The organism is Algoriphagus sp. AK58 (assembly GCF_014324365.1).
Lineage (GTDB): Bacteria > Bacteroidota > Bacteroidia > Cytophagales > Cyclobacteriaceae > Algoriphagus.
This window is the reverse complement of sequence record NZ_QEIG01000008.1, coordinates 492,977-512,261: the sequence shown is the minus strand read 5'-3', so window position 1 is coordinate 512,261 and position 19,285 is coordinate 492,977. Positions and strand designations below refer to the sequence as shown.

Sequence of the window (19,285 nt, the reverse complement as noted above, 5' to 3'; positions counted from 1 at the left end):
TTGAGATATCTCTAATTCTCTTTTATGCTGTTACTCCAAGAGCTTTGGCCATGGTTGCACCGATTTCAGCAGGAGATTCTACGACATGGATGCCGTTTTCTCTCATGATTCTCATTTTGGCTGCTGCGGTATCGTCTGCTCCACCGATGATAGCACCGGCGTGGCCCATTCTTCGGCCGGGAGGAGCTGTCTGACCAGCAATGAATCCTACCACCGGCTTTTTGTTGCCGGTTTCTCGAATCCAACGGGCTGCTTCTGCTTCGTAATTCCCTCCGATCTCACCGATCATCACAATGGCGTCAGTTTCGGGGTCGTTCATCAGCATTTCTACAGCCTGCTTGGTGGAAGTACCGATGATCGGGTCACCACCGATACCGATGGCAGTAGATACACCCAAACCAGCCTTAGCTACTTGGTCAGCAGCTTCGTAAGTCAAGGTGCCAGACTTGGAGACGATTCCGATTCTTCCAGACTTGAATACGAAACCAGGCATGATGCCTACTTTTGCTTCTCCCGGAGTAATCACGCCAGGACAGTTTGGTCCGATGAGAACACAGCCTCTTTCTTTGATGTAAGGTTTGGCTTTCATCATATCAGCTACAGGAATACCTTCAGTGATAGCGATGATCACTTTGATGCCAGCATCAGCTGCTTCCATGATTGCATCGGCCGCAAATGCCGGTGGAACAAAAATGATGGAAGTATCTGCACCAGTCTTCTGAACAGCCTCTTCCACAGAATTAAACACGGGTCTTTCCAAATGAGAGGAACCACCTTTGCCCGGAGTCACACCTCCTACCACATTGGTGCCGTACTCGATCATTTGCTGTGCGTGAAACGAACCTTCAGAACCGGTAAATCCCTGGACGATTACCTTAGAATTTTTATTGACTAGTACACTCATGATGCGCTTGTTAAAGTTTGGCACAAAAATAAAAGAAACCTCCCGCTGTCAAAAGAAATGGACAACAATCTCAAGGGAATTTGGTGAGCGGAATCTTTTCCTAATTTTAAGCCTATGCTAAAGAAGATCAAACTCCTGCTTTCCTTCCTAATGGTATTTACCTTGGGGCAGGTTTTTGTTTTAGCTCAGACTTTTAAATACAATCTTCAACCCAAAGGGGTGAGATTGCCGGTACAGAATATCCTTCAGATTGAGCAGGATACGCTCGGACAAATGTGGTTTTCTACCACTCGAGGGGTGGTGTACTCGGATGGTATCCAGACGTTTAACTTGCCGGATACTCTGATTCGAAAATTTATCTACAAGATTTCCATCCTGAAGGATGAAGATGGGGTCATGTGGCTTTACAATGCCAGCGGAATCCCCTCCGTTTTTGAGGGAGTACAGTCTGGCTGGCGGGAGGAATATTTTGAAGCGGACCTGACTGCTCATTTTTCCAATCGGATCAATTTTCTCTCATTTGGGGAAAAAGAAAACAAATATTTTTTTCTCGATGGAGGAGGGTATCTGATTTATTGGAAAAACGGAGAAAAAGTAAAGCAACGTGTCCAAAGGGATTACAATCAGACCGGAATTTTACTTTCTGTACTTAATCTCCAAGGCAAGATCCTGCTGAATTTTCAAAAGGGGGCTTATTTACTGGATGGCAGTGAGCTTAGCCCGTATCAGTTCCGAGGAGTTCCCTTGCCTTCTCCTCCCGTGTTGGTGAAGAAATCTCCAAATGGTACCTATTATTTTTTGGGAAATAATTATTTAGCCAAGGGGCCTGCCGCTGAATTTCCTGTGGAAATTGTGGATCAAAATTTCTCCACATCCGAGATCATAACTACCCCCTATTTTTCTCTGGATTTTTATGGTGACCACGTCTTCTATCATTACAATTCGCATTTTCGGCGATACCATCCTTCCGGTACTCAGCCCATCGAAGGGAATATCACTTATCTTCTTCGGACCAATTACCTGCAAACGCTCTTTGTAGATCGGGAGGGGATTTTATGGCTTGGAACAGCACGGGGACTGGCCAATACCAACAATCAGCTTTTCCAGAACTTTGGCAATGAATCCACTCAATTTTTGGGGGAAGAATTTACGGCCATTGAAAATTTGGGTGACGGCGCTTTCCTTTTGGGGTTCAATAATGGAGTTCAGCTTTGGGAAAAAGGAAAAATCATTACCCTCTACAAGGACTCTAATCCTCCCGGATCACCCAATCAGCGGGTGGTAAATTTTTCTACGGACAAATACGGGCAGGTCTGGTTTTCGGCCAATTGGGGAGGAGTAGGCAGATTTGATAAAAAGTCCCGATCTATCCGGTTTTATTCTCCTCCCAAGGGATTGAATATTTCCTCGGTCCAAGTAGATGGGGACAGTTTGTTTATCATCGCTCCAGAAAAGGTGTTTCATGCATCCATAAAAGGTATTCAGTCAGGGAACTATGGCAAAGATCTCAGCGATGAGATTTTAAAACTTATCGGGATTAACGGAGTGTATTTCAGAAAAGCGGCAAGACTCAAAAACGGGAAAATTTTAGTCCTGCGGGCAAGCCGATTGGAAAACCAGTATCCAATCCAAGAGACCGGCAAGTACTTTCTGGCAGAGGGATATGGGTTTATCGAGCGTGAGGAAGGAGGGCTTCTATTAGCTACAGAGTATGGATTGAAGATTTTCAGAGAAGGCTATGTGGGGTATTACATCTATTCCGGAAAAACGGTAACCAACCCTGTTTTCACCCTGACTATGGATAAAGATGCCAGGCTATGGTTAGGCACCGATAATGGCGTCTATGTGATGGGGGATAATAAAATCAGGCATTTCAATGAGACCAACGGGCTGGTGGGCGATGAAATCAACCGAGGGGCTTTGCTTCAGGTAGAGGATGGAAGAATCCTGATTGGAACCCAAAAAGGGCTTTCGATTTATTATCCTGATGAAATGATTTCTGCCAAAGGTGCGCCCAAAGCGTATTTACGGCATGCAAGTTTGGGAAGCGAGACGCTTCTTGGAGACAAAAAAATCAAGGTCCCATTCTCACAAAACACACTTCAAGTTGATTTTTTGGCATCAGGATTTGATGAATCAAGAGAATTATGGATTCATTACCGCTTGGTTGATTCGGAGGACAAATCATGGGATGTAATTAAGGAACCGGGAAACAGCCAGTTGTTTTTCAATAATATACCTTATGGTACCTATCGGTTTGAGCTGAAAGCCTCATACGATGGGGTAGAGTTTTCTGATGTGATCAGCACTCCTGAATTTGAGATTTTGGCTCCGTTTTATCTAAGGCCTGCCTTTGTAATATTCGGAGTCCTGTTTTTGGTGGGCATTGGGGTGTTGGTCGGTCAGCTGATGCTCCAGCTGCAGAGGTTGGGCATTTTACAAACTGCCGTGGACAAGGAAAATAAAAGTAAAATCCTTGCGGAAAAGCAGTTTAAAAATGTTTGGAACAGCTCCCAGGACAGTATGATTTTGAGCCTTAATGGTGAAGTGATCCTCACTGTGAATCCTGCTTTCGCCAGATTGATGAAGCGAGAAATAAGCGAATTGGAAAACCAGCCAGTTTCCACACTTTTCTCAAATTATGTGAGCAATGAAAAAGGAATTGAGGAATTGCTGGTCCAACTGAAAAATTCCTCCGGCCAGGGGATCACCATGCAAGGTCCCGTGGAATGGAAAACAGGGACTTTGGATATGGAAATTTACAATGTCCTTTTAGAAGAAAATTTCAACGGAAAAGCCCTTTTGCTGTCTGTATTCAAAGATCTTTCTGCCCAGAAAGCAGCTGAAAACCGATTAAAGGAAGCCAAAGAAAAAGCAGAGGAGGCCAATCGATTCAAAACCAGTTTACTGTCCAACATCAGCCATGAAATCCGAACACCGCTCAACGGGATTATAGGAGGAGCAGAACATATTATCATGACCAGGGAATTCGATTCCGAGTTGGTTTCCCAGTTGGAAATCATCCTTGAGAGCGGAGAGCGCCTGTTGGACACCATCAATTCCCTGTTGGACATGGCAAAAATCGAAGCCAACAAGATGCCGGTAACTTACACCGATACTTGGGTCCATTCTTTTCTGATTTTAGTGCTCAGGCCACTTGAATCGTTGGCCCAACAAAAAGGCTTGACCTTGGTGCGTAGGTTTTCAGGGGAGGATTTTCTTGCGAAGATAGACAGGAGATTCGTGGAAATGATCTTGAATAACTTAGTCAGTAATGCCATAAAATACTCTGAAAATGGCGAGGTCTTGATTTTTGTTAGGAAAGACAATCAAAGCCTGATCGTGGAAGTCTTGGACTCTGGAGTTGGAATGAGTGCAGATTTTCAGGAAAAAATGTTTGATCCATTTGAGCAGGAAAGCCACGGGAATAATCGCCTTTTTGAAGGGACGGGCCTGGGGCTTAGTATCACCAAAAATCTGGTCCAACTTCTTGGAGGAAAAATTGAGATTTGGAGTGTGAAGAATCTTGGAACCAAGGTCAGGGTAGAAATTCCTTTGCCCGAAGACTAATTTTTGTATTTTCAACACAAAAAACCACCAATTCTTTTTCCAGCCCATGTTTACATTGAGAATCCTCATCGTGGAGGATGATTCCGTTTCTGCCCTCTTGCTCCAGCGGGCTCTCGAAAAAAATGCCCATCAAATCATAGGAATTGCCGATACAGGCGAGAAGGCTCTTGATATTTTGGAGGAGAATGGGGCGGATATCGTCATGATGGATATCAACCTCGCTGGAGAGTTGGATGGCATCAAAACCACAGAGATCATCAATGAAAAATTTGACATTCCTGTGGTGTATCTCAGTGCTTCCTCTGATGCGGATACCTTAAACAAAGTCGTAGGCACCAATCCCAGTGCCTACGTCATAAAGCCTTTTAATATCCGGGAATTGAACATGGTGATTGAATTGGCCATTTTCAAGGACCGAAAAGAAAAAGAACTGCAGAAACTCAATAATGAGCTGGAAGAAAAGGTGAAGCAGCGTACTGCAGAGCTGTATGAAGCCAATAAAGAATTGACAAAAGCTCTCGAAAAGGAAAGGGAAATCAACGAACTGAAATCCAGGATTGTACTCAATGTGTCCCATGGCTTCAAAACTCCACTGACTTCGATTTTGAGTTCGGCTCAGCTCCTTCAGATTTATGCGGAAAAGGACCATCCATTTAAACAAAAAATTGCCAAGCACGCTTCCAAAATCGAGCACTCCGTCAGGGCGCTCAATAATCTGTTGACCAGTGTCTTGTTTTTCGGTAAGGCAGATGAAAACAAATTGGAGTTCAAGCCCAAAAAGGTATTTACTGCTGCATTTGTGAAAGAGGTACTGGATACCGTCAAGGCGGGAATTGAAAATGAAGTGACCATCAATGCGGAAATCGGAAATTTGCCAAAAACCATCACAACAGACCCGGACTTGGTCTATCAGGTGTTGGAAAACCTGCTTTCCAATGCTGTAAAATATTCCAAAGAGGGTAAAACTGTCGATTTTAGGATTTATGTAGAGGATGGAAGTCTCTATGCAGTCATTTCCGATAAAGGAATAGGAATCCCAAAATCAGAACAGGGAAAACTTTTTGACCGGTTTTTCCGTGCGGGAAATGTCGGGATTGTGGAAGGGTCAGGGTTAGGACTGTCTATCGTCAAGAAATGTCTGGAAGTGCTGCAGGGTGATATTTCTTTTGAAAGTGAAGTGGGTAAGGGAACCACATTCCGGGTATCTATACCAGTAAAATAAAAAATGTATCTAAAGGCAAGCTCATTACGTTTTGCGCATCCGGGGCAGTCACCCATTGATTTTCCGGATGTGGAACTGAATTCAGGAGAATCTCTCCTCATTCTCGGGAAATCCGGGAGTGGAAAAACAACTCTTTTGAACCTGTTGGCCGGACTACTCAAGCCTAGTCAAGGTAAAGTGATCATGGGAGGAGTAGTGGTCTCGGATCTTTCCGAGCATGAATTGGACCTGTTTCGTGGTCAAAACATAGGGATAGTATTTCAAAAGCCTCATCTTATTTCCGCACTCAATGTCAGGCAAAACCTAGAGTTGGTCCCTTTTTTCAGTAAAAAGAATGGGCAGGACATCGACCGGCTTTTGAATGAGTTGGGGTTGGGAAAAAAAGCATCCTCTTCGGTGCTGACTCTCAGTGAGGGGGAAGCGCAACGGGTATCCATAGCCCGTGCTTTGGCCAATTCCCCCAGATTAATTCTGGCAGACGAACCCACCTCCAGTCTGGATGATGAAAACACCGAAAAAGTGATTCAGCTTTTGAAAACTCAAGCTTCCAAGATCGGTGCAGCTCTGATCATTGTCACGCATGATCAGCGGGTTAAAGCTCATGTTTCTCACTTTATTGAAGTCAAAGCCTCATGAATCTGTTTAAAATCAGCTGGAAATACCTCACGTTTCGGCCGCTTTCCACAGGGCTGAATATCTTTTTGCTGGCTTTGGGCTTGGCCATCATCACGGTGCTGCTGCTCATCCAGGATCAGTTTGAGAAAAAAATGAATCAGGATGCCGCTGGGATCGACCTGGTAGTCGGTGCCAAAGGAAGCCCTTTGCAGTTGATACTTTCCTCCGTATACCATATTGATTTCCCTACCGGAAATATCAAGATGGAAGAAGCCAAGCGATTGGGTCAAAACCGACTGGTAAAAAAGGTGATTCCTTTGGCTTTGGGTGACAATGTGCAGGGCTTCCGTATCGTGGGGACTAATCATGATTACCTTGAGCTCTATGGGGCAGAATTTACAGAAGGGAAAGCCTGGGAGGAGCCTTTTCAGGTGGCTTTGGGATCGGAGATAGCCCGAAAACTCAATCTCAAGATAGGAGATGAATTTGCCGGAAGTCACGGGATCAGCGTGGGCAGCCACGATCACGATCAGCACAATTTTGTGGTGACGGGAATCTTGGCTCCTAAGGGAAATGTGGTCGATCGATTGGTGCTTACCAGCATTGAATCCGTGTGGTATACACATGACGAGGAGGAAGCCGGAGAAACCGAGGAGTCAGAGGAAACAGTGGAATCTGAGGAAGAGGAGTTGGTATCGGATAGCACCTTGGTGGATCAAGTAGAAGAAAGCCATCATGATAAATTTCATGCTCCTGTGGCAAAGACGGGATTTCCCGACTCAGATCAGGAGAGAGAAGTGACCACGCTTTTGCTTCAATTCCGAAATCCTATGGCAGCTATTCAGCTTCCCCGTATGATCAACTCGGGTACTTCCATGCAGGCAGCTTCGCCGTCCTTTGAGATGTCTCGACTCTTTGAATTACTGGGTGTGGGAATCAGCTTGTTGCAAGGTCTGGCAATAGTGCTGATTGTGATCGCAGGATTGGGGATTTTCATCGCCTTGTATAATTCTCTGAAAGAAAGAAAGTACGATTTGGCCATCCTAAGAGCGCTTGGGGCTTCTCGAATGCAGCTGGTCATCCTGGTCTTTTTGGAAGGGATTTTACTTACTTTCTTGGGTGCAGTGATCGGGATTGCATTGGGCCATTCTTTTTTGGCTTTAGTCGTCAGCCAGAGCGAGCAAACTGTAGTCTCGGCTTTACAGCCATGGACTTTTCTCCCTCAAGAACTTTGGATAGTAGGATATGCGTTAGCGGTAGGTGTAATCGCCTCTCTCATTCCTGCTTGGTCAGCTTATCAAACAAGTATTGCAAAGCAGCTGACAAAGGCTTAATTAGCGACAAAATTTGACTTAAATCATGAAAAAGTGGATTATGATACCGGCATTTATTCTTTTGGGGATGTTTTTTTCCCAAGGGCTGAATGCTCAAGGAGTTTGGAAAAGTCTTTCTGAAGTTTCTTACAAAATCAGTAAAGACAACTTCGGCGAATTATATGTGCCTGTCTTTTCGGACAATATCAAAAAACTCGAAGGAAAGGTGGTGGAGGCAGATGGATACATCATCCCGTTTGAAGGGATGTTTAAGCCCAATCATATCATTCTCTCCAGTCTTCCCTTGGCAGAATGTTTCTTTTGTGGCTCTGGAGGCCCGGAGACCGTCATGGAAGTGATGCTGACCAATCCGATCAAGTACACGTCCAAGCGTGTCAAAGTGAGAGGTAAGTTAACACTCAATGCCAATGATCCCGAGAAGCTGATGTATATCCTCAAGGAAGCTCAGCTGATTGAGAATTAAACCAAAAAAAGCTCCTGGAAGGAGCTTTTTTTATGACTTAGGCGACGGTTTCTTTTTCGAGTTCTCTGAATTTTTCCAGAATATCCAGTGTGATTTTTCCGACTTTTCCATTGCCGATTTTTCGTTCATCAACCTGAGTGACTGGAAGCAATATCTTGGTCGTGCTGGAAATAAATGCCTCTTCCGCTTCCCATACTTCTTCAAGGGAGATCGGTCGGATGACTACATTTTCGGCGATTTGCAGGATATGCTTACGGGTGATGCCCATCAGAATGTGCTGATCCGGGGTGTGAATGATGCCATCTTTTACCAAAAAGAAATTACTTCTGGAACTTTCGCTTACCCATCCGTTCCAATGGTACAGCACATCTTCGGCACCCAATCTTTTCCAGTTGACGCTGTGCCAAACGGGTAGGGTGTAGTTGGTGGTCTTGATATCAGCGATAGGGCGCACATATTCCAGACTGAGTAATTTTATTCCCTGCTGATATTTTTCTTCGGAAGGAAACATCAGGGATTCTGCAAAAATGAACAGTTTGCCTTTGGCAGGAGAAAAGTGATTTTCGGACACTCCTCCACTCAAGACCATTCTTAATCCTCCCTGTCGAAGATCATTTTTTTCTATTAGTTCAGCTATAATCGTTCGTAATTCCTCCCTGCTGTATTCCAAGGGGAGATAGGTCTTTTCTGCAGAAGCAATAAACCGGTCCAGGTAATGCTCCAAAAAAAGCGGTTGATAATTGACTGTTCTAAAAAAATCAAAGATCCCATAACCACGGATCAGTCCAAGGTCTGATGGGTGAATGGAGGCGGTTTCAGTTGGGATGAATTTCCCGTCGGCAAAACAAATTGGTAGCATAGGATGGCAAGTAGATTCCCAAAATTAACCAATGAATTGTAAACTAGTACTTCCAATCAAAATTGTATAAAACTTTACCTTAAGCAAGATTAAATTGTATCTTTGCAATAATTAAATCAAGCGGTATGAAGTTTATTCCTTTTTATTTGGTTTTTGGGCTGTTTCTTTTTTTGCAATCCTGTGGAAATAAGCAAGTTGAAGAAAATAAAGTGCTGAGGGAACAAGTGATTGCTGTTCACGATGAAGTCATGCCAAAGATGGGGCAGTTAAAGGCATTCGAGAAAGCAGCGATGCAAAAGGCAGAGGAGTTGGAGAGTGCAGAAGCTCCCGATTTGGAAAAAATCAATGAGCTCAAAAATTTGGCTACTCAGCTCAATCAAGCCTACGAGGGTATGTTTGTTTGGATGAGGCAGTATAATAATGAGGACGGAGAGCAAACTCCAGAGGAAGTAAAGGCCTATCTGGAGGGTCAAATGATTCAGGTCACCAAAGTAAATGAGGATATCAAAGCGGCTTTAGATAAAGCGGCCGTTCTTTTGGCTGATTAAAATCCCTCAGGGGCAGTTTTAAGATAATTTTCTACCTCTGGGGCTGAAATAACCCCCTCCTTCATTCCCCAGATATTGTAAAGGTAAGTGGCAATCTGGGCGATTTCCAGTGGTTTAAGCTGTGGATTTGCAGGCATTGCCTGGTTGTAAGTCTCCCCATTTACCAGGATTTTACCTTTTTGTCCGTTTCGCATAATCCAAACGGTGCGGTGCACACTGGCTTGGAAGTAGTCGGAATCTCGCAACGGAGGGATTAATTTACCAAGGCCCCGCCCATCGGATTGGTGGCAGTTTCCGCAATAATTTTCATAGAGTTGCTTTCCCATCACGGCGTATTTCATAACCTCCGGATCGGAGATTTGAGCCAGGGTATTTTCCTCTGAACTTGGTTTTGGGCTACAGGATGCCAAGGTCAGTATAGCCAAAGCGGTTATACCCAGTCGCTTCATGGATTAAGGATTTTTGGAATGTCATTGATCAGACGGTCCACTTGGTCTGTTTTGGTACCATCGTATACGCCACGGATTCTTCCCTGCTGATCGATTAATAAAAAGGCACCGCTGTGAAGAAAGCCGCCCGGCTCCATCTGATCAGCCATCGCCGTGGTGAGGTAGCTAGTCTGACCGATTTCAAAGATTTTTTCCTGATCTCCTGTGAGAAAATTCCAGGTAGAAGCATTTTCCACTCCCAGTTTCTCCGCGTACTCTTTCAACACTTCCTGCGTGTCGTGGGTAGGATCGATCGAATGGCTCAGTATTCTGAAGTTGGGGTTGTCCTTATATTTTTCATATACCCTTAGCATTTCTTTTTTCATCACAGGACAGATGGTAGGGCAAGTGGTGAAAAAGAAATCCGCCACATATACTTTTCCGGTGACATCCTCATTGCTGATGGTATCACCCATTTGGTTGATAAATGAAAATTCAGCGATTTTATGGTAGACGGTGTCTTGATTGTCGTCTACATAGCGCTCGCCCAGTATCGGGAGCTCTAGATTGGCTGCGCTGTTTTCTCCTGCAGGCTTGCAGGCTGCAGCTCCTATTATAAGCAATCCAATAAGCAGTCGGTAAGTCTTCATTCTCCTTTTTTTAGTCTGTAATTTTTGTAAGCCTTTATTCCCAGCATCAGCAAAATGGCTAATCCGATCAATCCGGCTATTCCCCAAACCATACTAAGGGTGCTTTTGAGCACGATCAGGAATACAATAGCAAAAAGCAAAATCGTGGCAACTTCGTTCCAAAGTCTCAGTTTGGTGGAATTCCATCTTGCTTTCCCCTCTTGCAATTCTTTAAAAAGTACATGTGAAAATCCGTGGTAGAGGTACAGCAGAAAGACAAAACCCAGCTTGGCATGCATAAAACCCAGCTGCATATATCCCCAACGATAATAGAGTACCCACGCTCCAAAAATCAAAGTCAACACTGCCGATGGCCAAGTGATAATGTACCAAAGCCGGCTTGCCATCAAGTCAAGTTGTGGTTTCAGAATGTTCCGTTCGGCTGCAGGTTTTTCAAGCGCTTCAGTCTGGTAGATAAACAGTCTTACGATGTAAAACAGTCCTGCAAACCAAGTGACTACAAAAATGATATGAAGCGCTTTGACGTACTCGAAACCCATTGTCAGAATTTTGGGCTAAATTAAGGCCTTAACACCATAAACCAGCTAAAGTTTTTGAAAAGGAATAAAGTCATCCTGTATGCGATGGGGATCTTGGTCGGAATCGTCATCTACCAAATCATCAACTCCAGTCTTTCTCAACCCGGTCTTGAGCAGTGGGAGGGGAAATACGAGGAAATCGGATATTTCCGAAATGAAAACAATACCGGTCCGGTAGTGAGAGTGCTTGCTGTTCGTGTTTTGGATGAAAGTCCCTCTTGGATGAAAGAATTTGCCGACGCCCAACCTCATTCTAAATATGGAAAAACCCATGTGTTTTTTTTCTCCGGCAACCTTTCTGAAAAACTCTTGCTCAATCCCAAGGCTCCCTTTTTTGACGAGAAATACCGTGTGTTTTTACTTGCCGAATACGAAAAGACTCCGATGGGTGAAAGCAGATTTTCCTTCACTAATCCATGAGAAAGCGTCTATCACTCTCGGCATATGCGGATGGAATCCGGTCTGGTAACCGAGTGATTCTCAGTCAGGCCATTACTTTGGTAGAAAGTATGCTCGCAGCCGATCAGGAGCTTGCTTCTCAGCTGGTACAGGAGGTCTTGCCCCTTACCGGGAATTCGCTAAGAATCGGAATTACCGGTGTTCCGGGTGTGGGGAAGAGTACATTTATCGAGGCTTTTGGAAAGTTACTCTTGGATCAGGGGAAAAAAGTAGCCGTTCTAGCCGTGGACCCAAGCAGTCAACTCACCAAAGGGAGTATTCTGGGAGACAAAACCCGAATGGAAGCCCTCGCTGCAGACAAGCGGGCATTTATTCGTCCCAGCCCATCCGGGCATACTTTGGGAGGAGTGAGCGCAAGGACCCGAGAAGCCATGCTACTCTGTGAGGCGGCTGGTTTTGATGTGATTTTGATCGAAACTGTGGGTGTAGGACAAAGCGAGACTGCAGTTAAAAACATGGTGGACTTTTTCCTTCTTCTGATGCTTGCCGGAGCTGGTGATGAGCTGCAAGGGATCAAAAAAGGCATCATGGAGATGGCGGACGGACTGGTCATCCACAAGGCGGATGGGGACAATCTGGACTTGGCCAATAAAGCAAAAACCAATTACCGGAATGCGCTTCATCTTTTTCCTCAGTCCGGAAAAAACTGGTCTCCTAAAGTCATCCTTGCTTCCTCCCTGACCGGATTGGGCTTGGAAAAAGTCTGGGATTTGATAAAAGAGTATGAGCGGAAAATGAAAGACTCTTGCTTTTGGGAAACCAATCGGGCAGAGCAACGAATCAACTGGCTTGAAGACCAGATTCAGGACTTGCTCGGACAGGCTTTTCTTCGAAATGAGAAAGTCAGTGAATACCTGCAAGAGGGAAAGCCAAAAGTGAAATCTGGAGAGCTTCACCCCGGAGTTTTGGCTCAGCAGTTGATCAACTTGTTTTTAACCCGATGAAAACGGATATGAAGTGGGTTTTTGGAATAGTCGTCCTTTTTTTCTTTTCCTGTGGTAAAAGAGAAGGACAAGTCAGCCTTTCCGAAAAGTCGGAAATGACTTTTCAATTGGATTCTTTGGTTCAGGAGTCTTGTGTAGGGGATAATTGTGCCAAGCTAAGGTTGGTCTGGCCGGTGGCTGATGGAGGGGAAAATGCCTCCAAAATCAATGAAGGGATCCAAGCTCAACTGAGAAGGCTGGCTCAGTACGGCGAAGCATCGTCCAGCCGGCCTCTGGACTCTTTGGCGAATGATTTCTTAGCTTCTTTTACCGCCTTCAAGTCCGAGTTTCCGGACAGCTACGGAGGTTGGGAAATCCAGGCAGAGGGTAGTGTTTCCTATCAGTCAGCAAACACTCTTTCTGTATATTTTGCGCAGTTTTCCTTTCTCGGAGGAGCACATCCCAATAGCTTGGTTTCCTTTTCCAATTTTGATGCGGTAACTGGTGAAGAACTAGAGAGGAATCAATTGATTCTGGACGAATCGAAATTGATTAACCTAGCCGAGAAAAAGTTCAGAGAACACCATAAAGTGGAGGAGGGAACAGGTTTGACAGAGGATGGACGCTTTTCACTCCCTGAAACCGGGTTTTTTCTTGCCAATGCGATGGGGTTTCGGGAGGGGAAGTTTTGGATAGTCTATGTCCCTTATGAAATTGGACCTTATGTATTGGGCTACACCGAACTGGAATTTAACAAGGAGGAATTGGGTGATGCAGTGAGGTGGTGAGCCTATTTTTTAGGCTTTTTTATCGGATTTCTACTTGTATGAAAAACCGAATAGACGAGAATTTTTTCATCAAATACTTCAAAAATAACAAGATGTGGAAATTTTGAAAGGAGTGCTTCCCTAAAGGGAGAGCGCTTGATTTTATATTTTAAAGGGTCAGTACTGATTGAGTTGAATCGCTCATAAAGGTTTTCTAAAAAATACACCCCTAAGCCGAGTTGCTTGGATTCGTAAAAATGGAAAGCTTCTTCAATTTCAAATTTTGCCTCCTCTAAGATCTCCAAGTCAAAAGGCATTCTGGTTATTTATTTAAAAGCTCGGTCTTAATTTCTTTCCAAGAATAAAGTTTCGACTCGCCTTTAATGGCTCGTTCACGTCTTTGCACCAGTTCATTATAAAGCTCGTTAGGAATTTTTGAATCTAAAAAAGTCTGATCTAATACGGATTTTACTTCAAGTAGAATTTGTTCTTCATTTACTTTCAAAAGTTTTTCTATCAACTCAAGTTTTAAGGAATTTTCCATGTTTATTTAAATTTTATTCAAGTTAAACGAATTCAGATCAAATTCGGATAGGATAAATTCGCTTTTCAAAAAAAATAACTAAGTCCATTGGGGGATTCGATTTCAAACTAGAGTCCGCAATCAATACGACCTCATCTTAAATTTTTTCTTCAACTCATTGACGGCATTGCGGAAGCTGGCGTCGGTTTCGATCATGTCATTGACGGTCTGCACCGCATGAATAACCGTACTGTGGTCACGACCTCCAAAATGGTAGCCAATGGATTTAAGGGAATGTTGAGTGAATTCTTTCGAAAAATACATGGCCATCTGCCTCGCTATTACGATCTCTTTCTTGCGGGTTTTGGCTTTTAATTCATCAGGATGAATGCCGTAATATTCTGAGACCGACTTTTGGATAAAATCAATGCCCACTTCAGTCTCGATGTCCTTGATGAAGTTTTTGATTACTGTTTTAGCCAATTCCAGATTGATCTCTACCCGGTTGAGGGAAGCATGGGCGATCAATGAAATGAGAATTCCTTCCAGTTCACGGACATTGGTGTCTACGGTGTAGGCAAGGTACTCCACGACATCATCCGGAATAAAAATTCCTTCCGACTCCATCTTTCTGCGGATGATGGCCACACGGGTTTCGAAATCCGGCATTTGCAAATCCGCCGTCAATCCCCATTTGAATCGGGAAAGTAAACGCTCCTCCAACCCCTTCAGATCCCTTGGGGGACAGTCGGAAGTCATGATGATTTGCTTTTTGTTTTGGTGCAGGTGGTTGAAGATGTGGAAAAACATCTCCTGAGTCCTGTCCTTTCCGGCCAAAAACTGAATGTCATCAATAATCAGTACATCCACCTGCATGTAGAAGTTGGTAAAGCTCTTCACGTTGCCATCTTTGATGGAATCCATGAATTGATTCACAAACTTTTCGGAGGATACGTAGAGTACAAATTTGTCCTCAGGTCCATTTTTGATCTCGTTGCCGATGGCCTGTACCAGGTGAGTTTTTCCAAGTCCTACTCCTCCATAGACCATCAGAGGATTGAAAGAGGTGATACCTGGCTTGGTGGCTACTGCAAAACCTGCCGAACGTGCCAATCGGTTACAGTCTCCTTCTATGTATGTACTGAAGGTATAATTGGGATTCAGATTGCTTTGTGTAAGCATGTCTGCATCCAAGGATTGCATTTCAAAAGGAGTCTTGACCTCTACAGGATTGGTTGCGGTTTTTTTTGCGACATTATTTCCCTGAGGGTAAGAAACTACATAAGGCTGGTTGGAGGAATTGCCTTTATCCACGACAACGGCATATTCTAAGCGTCCATTTGGGCCTAGCGTACTTTTGATAGCCAATTTGAGGACCTGAACATAATTATCCTCCAGCCATTCGTAAAAAAATTGACTCGGAACCTGAATGGTAAGGCTTGAACCCTCTAGTTTAACTGGGTTGATAGGTCTAAACCAGGTAGAAAAGCTCTGCTCATTTACGTGTTGTTCGATCACACGCAAACATTCATTCCAAACTGCACTGGCTTCTGAACTCATTAGAAAAAGGCTGGCTAAATCCCGCTGCCCAGATAAGGCAAGGGCGTCAAATTTGTGGAAAATTAACTTAAATAAAAAATCAAAATTGGCTTGAAAAAGTGAAAGATTGATCAAATAAAGTTGTTGCCCCAATTTTATATGGGGGATTCCGAGAACTAAGAACTAATCGGATGTAAACTGAATTTTCGGTAAATATTTATATGGTATTCTTTGTAAATCAAGTATTTATAAGGGTGCTGCTGAAAATCAAGCCGTTACCATAAACTGGCCGCAATCTTACTTTTATCCAAAAATCCTTCTGTCAAACATGGAGGGAATAGTTATTTTTGAACCTGTTGATTCGATACTAAGATAAACCCATTTATGACAGAAGACTTGTTTCCGGAATTTGAAGCATCCAGAAAAGCGGACTGGATTGCCCAAGCCACCCGGGATCTAAAAGGAAAGGATTTTGAGCAGTCACTGGGCTCAACTCTTTGGGGAAAAATTAAACTTTCTCCTTTTTATACCTCCGAAGATCTGAATGGCCCTGCTGTTCAGCATCGTTTTCATCCGCAAAATGAAATTCCCGGCTTGCCTCCTAGAGTTTGGACTAACTTGATTAGTGTTCTTCCGGGAGATTCCAATCAGCAAGTGATTCAAGCTTTAGAAAATGGGGCTGAAGGATTGGTTCTTCACCTTCATGGAGTAGAGGATCTTTCAGAGTTGTTGAAGGGAGTTTTACCCCAATACATACCTATTTTTATATTTCCATTAGGTAATCCTGTTCTGGCTTTAAGATCTTTTTTCGAATGGGCTGACTCTACCGGAACTTCTCCGGATTTGATTTCAGGAGGATTGCTTTGGACTCCCTCTGATTTGGTCTTTGATCGGGATCAACCATTTGGGCTGGGCGTGGAGATACTTTCTGAGCTTTTGGAAATGGCAGAGCCCTATCCGGCTTTTAAGGCTTTTTCTGTCAAAACCTCCCGCTATTCCGAATCCGGAGCCAATCCTTTGGAAGCATTGGTTTTCGGTTTGGGCGAGTTGATCGAATCCTTGGATCGATTGTTTATTGATCCGAAGCAGGTGTTTTCTAAGGTGTTTTTCGAAGCTTCTGTCGGAGAAAGCCATTTTGGGGAAATCGCCCGAATGAAAGCTCTTCGAAAGGTAGCTTGTGAAATGGCGGGGCTATATGGTTTGGAGATCAAAGAACAGGAGGTCCTGATTTTTTCTCAGACTTCCGGATGGTCCAAGTCCCTTTTGGATGTAAATACCAATTTGGTCAGGCAAACATACGAAGCCATGGCTGCAGTACTTGGCGGGGCAAATTTTCTCTGGGTGAGGCCTTTGCAGGAAGAAAATTCCAGCGAGATGGAGCGAAGAATAGCCAGAAATGTATCAACTATCCTTAGAGAAGAGAGTCATTTGGACAAAGTCATGGATCCCTCGGCTGGATCGTATTATTTGGAAAATTTGACATCTGAAATGCAGCGCATCATTCAGGCTGAACTTCAGCAATTGGAGTCTAGAGGCGGGTGGGAAAAGAGTCTTACTAATGGAGCTATCCATTCTTTGGTGAGGAAAAACCGTGAGGTGATTCAGATTCAGGTTTTGGAAAACCAAACCCCCAAAATCGGTGCAAGCAAGTACCCTGCGCCTCCCTCACTTCAGAAAAATCTAGAATTGGTGCCTTTTGAGGAGAAAATGCATGAGCTCAAGCCTACCCGCGCTACCTATCTTGTCGAACTTCAAACGCTGACCCAATCATGAGACCTGACCTGAGCAAATGGAAAATCGGAGGACAGGCTTCTGATTCCACGCCTACTTCAACTTGGGAGTCACCTGAGCAAATATCTATTCCTGATACCTTTGATCAGGAAAAAATCAATTCCTTAAAGCAACTTCGGTTTGCTGCAGGTATTCCTCCTTTTCTCCGTGGGCCATACAGCACCATGTATGTGCAGCGTCCCTGGACGATACGCCAATATGCGGGCTTTTCCACAGCGGAGGAATCCAATGCATTTTACCGAAGAAATCTGGCCGCAGGCCAGAAAGGACTTTCGGTAGCTTTTGACCTTGCGACTCACCGAGGTTATGATTCGGATCATCCCCGAGTACAGGGAGATGTAGGAAAAGCCGGGGTGGCAATAGATACCGTAGAGGACATGAAGATTCTCTTCGACCAGATTCCACTTGAGGAGATGTCTGTGTCCATGACCATGAATGGGGCGGTGATTCCTGTTTTGGCTTTTTACATTGTGGCAGCAGAGGAGCAAGGGGTAAGCCCCGATAAGCTAAGTGGCACGATACAGAATGACATCCTGAAGGAATTTATGGTGCGGAATACCTACATCTATCCGCCCCAGCCCAGCATGCGGATCATCGGGGATATTTTTGAATTCACCTCGAAGTATATGCCTAAGTTCAACTCAATCTCGATCTCCGGCTACCACATGCAGGAGGCTGGAGCGACTGCTGATTTGGAGTTGGCATACACCCTGGCAGATGGATTGGAGTACCTCCGAACAGGCATCAAAGCCGGACTGGATATCGATGACTTTGCTCCGAGATTATCCTTTTTTTGGGCGATCGGGATGAATTATTTCATGGAAATCGCAAAGATGCGAGCAGGCCGATTGCTATGGTCCAAAATCGTAAAGCAATTCAATCCCAAAGATTCCAAATCCCTTGCTTTGCGCACGCACTGTCAAACCTCTGGTTGGTCACTTACCGAGCAGGATCCATTCAACAATGTCACCCGCACCGCTGTAGAAGCACTAGGTGCAGCCATGGGGCATACCCAATCGCTTCACACCAATTCTCTGGATGAGGCGATCGCCCTGCCGACAGATTTTTCGGCACGGATTGCAAGAAATACCCAATTGGTTCTTCAAGAGGAAACCGGAGTAACCAAAGTGGTGGATCCTTGGGGCGGCTCCTATTACGTAGAGTACCTGACAGATCAACTTGCGCAACGAGCTTGGAAGCTGATCCAGGAAGTGGAGGAAATGGGAGGAATGGCCAAAGCCATTGAAGCGGGACTTCCCAAGCTCAGGATCGAAGAAGCCGCCGCCAAAAAGCAAGCCCGAATCGACAGCGGAAAGGACATCATCGTGGGAGTAAATCGCTATCAGGTAGAAGAATCCACGGAAATCGAACTGCTAGAAGTGGACAATCAGTCAGTTAGAGAGTCCCAAATCAAGCGCTTGCAGGAAGTCAAAGCCAAAAGGAACCAAACAGAAGTAGAAGTTGCTTTGGATAAAATCACCCAAGCGGCTCAATCTGGAGAGGGTAATTTACTGGCTTTGGCAGTGGATGCCGCACGAAAAAGAGCTACTTTAGGAGAAATCTCCGATGCGATGGAAAAGGCTTTTGGCAGACACAAAGCCCAAACGAAATCCATCTCGGGAGTTTATGCCTCAGAAGTGAAAAATCAGGAATCATTTAAAAAAGCTCAAGCACTTTCCGATCGTTTTGCAGAATTGGAAGGCCGTCGTCCGCGCATTTTGGTTGCCAAAATGGGGCAGGATGGGCACGACCGAGGAGCAAAAGTGATCGCCACAGGTTTTGCCGATTTGGGTTTTGATGTGGATATCGGGCCACTTTTTCAGACTCCTCAGGAAGTCGCCGAGCAAGCCGTAGAAAATGATGTCCATATCGTGGGGGCATCCTCGCTTGCGGCTGGTCACAAAACCTTGATTCCTCAATTGATCCAAGCGCTCAAAGAACTCGGCCGTCCCGATATCATGGTCGTGGCAGGAGGGGTAATTCCATCCAAGGATTATGAGTTTTTGGAAAAAGCGGGAGTGGCAGCGGTTTTCGGGCCGGGAACAGTTCTTTCCGAGGCTGCCATCGAGGTTTTGGAGAAACTCATGAAGGAATAAAAAAGTGAGGCTGAAG

General features: G+C 44.6%; 19 protein-coding genes. 11 read left to right on the top strand and 8 right to left on the bottom strand.

Annotated features, from left to right (window positions below; genetic code table 11):
- Positions 1-22: 22 nt before the first annotated feature.
- Positions 23-904, bottom strand: a complete 882-nt coding sequence (sucD, locus tag DDT91_RS09060; RefSeq protein WP_187175850.1) for a succinate--CoA ligase subunit alpha — start codon at positions 902-904, stop codon at positions 23-25.
- 114 nt (positions 905-1,018) lie between these two features.
- On the opposite strand from sucD, the gene DDT91_RS09055 reads away from it, so the two are divergent.
- Genes DDT91_RS09055 through DDT91_RS09035 form a run of 5 tightly spaced genes read left to right on the top strand, consistent with a single transcriptional unit; the run spans position 1,019 to position 8,108 of the window.
- Positions 1,019-4,474, top strand: coding sequence for an ATP-binding protein (locus DDT91_RS09055; protein ID WP_187175849.1), 3,456 nt, complete (start codon positions 1,019-1,021; stop codon positions 4,472-4,474).
- Positions 4,475-4,520: 46 nt separating this feature from the next.
- Complete coding sequence (locus tag DDT91_RS09050) at positions 4,521-5,696, top strand: ATP-binding protein (RefSeq protein ID WP_187175848.1); 1,176 nt, start codon at positions 4,521-4,523, stop codon at positions 5,694-5,696.
- 3 nt (positions 5,697-5,699) lie between these two features.
- On the top strand, positions 5,700-6,332 hold the full coding sequence (locus DDT91_RS09045) for an ABC transporter ATP-binding protein (protein ID WP_187175847.1): 633 nt from the start codon (positions 5,700-5,702) through the stop codon (positions 6,330-6,332).
- Positions 6,329-7,645 carry an FtsX-like permease family protein gene (locus DDT91_RS09040; RefSeq protein ID WP_187175846.1) on the top strand — a complete coding sequence of 439 codons (1,317 nt, stop codon included), beginning with the start codon at positions 6,329-6,331 and terminating at the stop codon, positions 7,643-7,645. Before DDT91_RS09045 ends, DDT91_RS09040 begins: the two co-directional genes overlap by 4 nt.
- Positions 7,646-7,685: 40 nt before the next feature.
- Positions 7,686-8,108 (top strand): hypothetical protein, encoded by a 423-nt coding sequence (locus tag DDT91_RS09035; protein WP_370539310.1) that lies wholly within the window; start codon positions 7,686-7,688, stop codon positions 8,106-8,108.
- Positions 8,109-8,145: 37 nt separating this feature from the next.
- Here the strand turns inward: DDT91_RS09035 and DDT91_RS09030 are convergent, their stop codons facing one another.
- Entirely contained in the window at positions 8,146-8,967 is an 822-nt protein-coding gene (locus tag DDT91_RS09030; protein ID WP_187175844.1) for an aminotransferase class IV, read from the bottom strand.
- 125 nt (positions 8,968-9,092) lie between these two features.
- Here DDT91_RS09030 and DDT91_RS09025 point away from each other — a divergent pair, with 125 nt between their 5' ends.
- Entirely contained in the window at positions 9,093-9,515 is a 423-nt protein-coding gene (locus DDT91_RS09025) for a hypothetical protein (RefSeq protein ID WP_187175843.1), read from the top strand.
- On the opposite strand, the gene DDT91_RS09020 is transcribed toward DDT91_RS09025, so the two are convergent.
- The 3 genes from DDT91_RS09020 to DDT91_RS09010 are packed head-to-tail and all read right to left on the bottom strand — an operon-like array spanning position 9,512 to position 11,132.
- The gene (locus DDT91_RS09020; RefSeq protein WP_187175842.1) at positions 9,512-9,964 is read right to left on the bottom strand and encodes a cytochrome c; all 453 of its coding nucleotides are present in this window, start codon (positions 9,962-9,964) and stop codon (positions 9,512-9,514) included. The genes DDT91_RS09025 and DDT91_RS09020 overlap by 4 nt on opposite strands.
- Complete coding sequence (locus DDT91_RS09015; protein WP_187175841.1) at positions 9,961-10,593, bottom strand: SCO family protein; 633 nt, start codon at positions 10,591-10,593, stop codon at positions 9,961-9,963. The genes DDT91_RS09020 and DDT91_RS09015 overlap by 4 nt, the downstream gene beginning before the upstream one ends.
- Complete coding sequence (locus DDT91_RS09010; protein WP_187175840.1) at positions 10,590-11,132, bottom strand: CopD family protein; 543 nt, start codon at positions 11,130-11,132, stop codon at positions 10,590-10,592. Before DDT91_RS09010 ends, DDT91_RS09015 begins: the two co-directional genes overlap by 4 nt.
- A gap of 54 nt (positions 11,133-11,186) precedes the next feature.
- Here DDT91_RS09010 and DDT91_RS09005 point away from each other — a divergent pair, with 54 nt between their 5' ends.
- From DDT91_RS09005 to DDT91_RS08995, 3 genes are read left to right on the top strand one after another with little or no spacing between them, the layout of a single operon-like run.
- Positions 11,187-11,591, top strand: a complete 405-nt coding sequence (locus DDT91_RS09005) for a hypothetical protein (RefSeq protein WP_187175839.1) — start codon at positions 11,187-11,189, stop codon at positions 11,589-11,591.
- Positions 11,588-12,574, top strand: coding sequence for a methylmalonyl Co-A mutase-associated GTPase MeaB (gene meaB / locus DDT91_RS09000; protein WP_187175838.1), 987 nt, complete (start codon positions 11,588-11,590; stop codon positions 12,572-12,574). Before DDT91_RS09005 ends, meaB begins: the two co-directional genes overlap by 4 nt.
- Entirely contained in the window at positions 12,571-13,341 is a 771-nt protein-coding gene (locus DDT91_RS08995; protein ID WP_187175837.1) for a PdaC/SigV domain-containing protein, read from the top strand. The genes meaB and DDT91_RS08995 overlap by 4 nt, the downstream gene beginning before the upstream one ends.
- A gap of 2 nt (positions 13,342-13,343) precedes the next feature.
- On the opposite strand, the gene DDT91_RS20800 is transcribed toward DDT91_RS08995, so the two are convergent.
- The 3 genes from DDT91_RS20800 to dnaA form a co-directional block, all read right to left on the bottom strand.
- A complete protein-coding gene (locus DDT91_RS20800; RefSeq protein ID WP_370539304.1) occupies positions 13,344-13,637 on the bottom strand; it encodes a type II toxin-antitoxin system RelE/ParE family toxin in 294 nt (97 codons plus the stop codon).
- 5 nt (positions 13,638-13,642) lie between these two features.
- Entirely contained in the window at positions 13,643-13,864 is a 222-nt protein-coding gene (locus DDT91_RS08990; RefSeq protein WP_187175836.1) for a hypothetical protein, read from the bottom strand.
- A 120-nt stretch (positions 13,865-13,984) separates the two neighbouring features.
- Positions 13,985-15,403 carry a chromosomal replication initiator protein DnaA gene (gene dnaA, locus DDT91_RS08985; protein ID WP_187175835.1) on the bottom strand — a complete coding sequence of 473 codons (1,419 nt, stop codon included), beginning with the start codon at positions 15,401-15,403 and terminating at the stop codon, positions 13,985-13,987.
- 363 nt (positions 15,404-15,766) lie between these two features.
- Here dnaA and DDT91_RS08980 point away from each other — a divergent pair, with 363 nt between their 5' ends.
- Both DDT91_RS08980 and scpA read left to right on the top strand, forming a co-directional pair.
- Entirely contained in the window at positions 15,767-17,155 is a 1,389-nt protein-coding gene (locus tag DDT91_RS08980; RefSeq protein WP_187175834.1) for a methylmalonyl-CoA mutase family protein, read from the top strand.
- Complete coding sequence (gene scpA, locus DDT91_RS08975) at positions 17,152-19,269, top strand: methylmalonyl-CoA mutase (RefSeq protein ID WP_187175833.1); 2,118 nt, start codon at positions 17,152-17,154, stop codon at positions 19,267-19,269. Before DDT91_RS08980 ends, scpA begins: the two co-directional genes overlap by 4 nt.
- Positions 19,270-19,285: the final 16 nt, after the last annotated feature.

What these genes read in the sequence shown, in the direction of transcription:
- sucD (WP_187175850.1), bottom strand. Translation starts at nt 904, where the DNA reads ATGAGTGTACTAGTCAATAAAAATTCTAAGGTAATCGTCCAGGGATTT.
- DDT91_RS09055 (WP_187175849.1), top strand. Translation starts at nt 1,019, where the DNA reads ATGCTAAAGAAGATCAAACTCCTGCTTTCCTTCCTAATGGTATTTACC.
- DDT91_RS09050 (WP_187175848.1), top strand. Translation starts at nt 4,521, where the DNA reads ATGTTTACATTGAGAATCCTCATCGTGGAGGATGATTCCGTTTCTGCC.
- DDT91_RS09045 (WP_187175847.1), top strand. Translation starts at nt 5,700, where the DNA reads ATGTATCTAAAGGCAAGCTCATTACGTTTTGCGCATCCGGGGCAGTCA.
- DDT91_RS09040 (WP_187175846.1), top strand. Translation starts at nt 6,329, where the DNA reads ATGAATCTGTTTAAAATCAGCTGGAAATACCTCACGTTTCGGCCGCTT.
- DDT91_RS09035 (WP_370539310.1), top strand. Translation starts at nt 7,686, where the DNA reads ATGATACCGGCATTTATTCTTTTGGGGATGTTTTTTTCCCAAGGGCTG.
- DDT91_RS09030 (WP_187175844.1), bottom strand. Translation starts at nt 8,967, where the DNA reads ATGCTACCAATTTGTTTTGCCGACGGGAAATTCATCCCAACTGAAACC.
- DDT91_RS09025 (WP_187175843.1), top strand. Translation starts at nt 9,093, where the DNA reads ATGAAGTTTATTCCTTTTTATTTGGTTTTTGGGCTGTTTCTTTTTTTG.
- DDT91_RS09020 (WP_187175842.1), bottom strand. Translation starts at nt 9,964, where the DNA reads ATGAAGCGACTGGGTATAACCGCTTTGGCTATACTGACCTTGGCATCC.
- DDT91_RS09015 (WP_187175841.1), bottom strand. Translation starts at nt 10,593, where the DNA reads ATGAAGACTTACCGACTGCTTATTGGATTGCTTATAATAGGAGCTGCA.
- DDT91_RS09010 (WP_187175840.1), bottom strand. Translation starts at nt 11,132, where the DNA reads ATGGGTTTCGAGTACGTCAAAGCGCTTCATATCATTTTTGTAGTCACT.
- meaB (WP_187175838.1), top strand. Translation starts at nt 11,588, where the DNA reads ATGAGAAAGCGTCTATCACTCTCGGCATATGCGGATGGAATCCGGTCT.
- DDT91_RS08995 (WP_187175837.1), top strand. Translation starts at nt 12,571, where the DNA reads ATGAAAACGGATATGAAGTGGGTTTTTGGAATAGTCGTCCTTTTTTTC.
- DDT91_RS20800 (WP_370539304.1), bottom strand. Translation starts at nt 13,637, where the DNA reads ATGCCTTTTGACTTGGAGATCTTAGAGGAGGCAAAATTTGAAATTGAA.
- DDT91_RS08990 (WP_187175836.1), bottom strand. Translation starts at nt 13,864, where the DNA reads ATGGAAAATTCCTTAAAACTTGAGTTGATAGAAAAACTTTTGAAAGTA.
- dnaA (WP_187175835.1), bottom strand. Translation starts at nt 15,403, where the DNA reads ATGAGTTCAGAAGCCAGTGCAGTTTGGAATGAATGTTTGCGTGTGATC.
- DDT91_RS08980 (WP_187175834.1), top strand. Translation starts at nt 15,767, where the DNA reads ATGACAGAAGACTTGTTTCCGGAATTTGAAGCATCCAGAAAAGCGGAC.
- scpA (WP_187175833.1), top strand. Translation starts at nt 17,152, where the DNA reads ATGAGACCTGACCTGAGCAAATGGAAAATCGGAGGACAGGCTTCTGAT.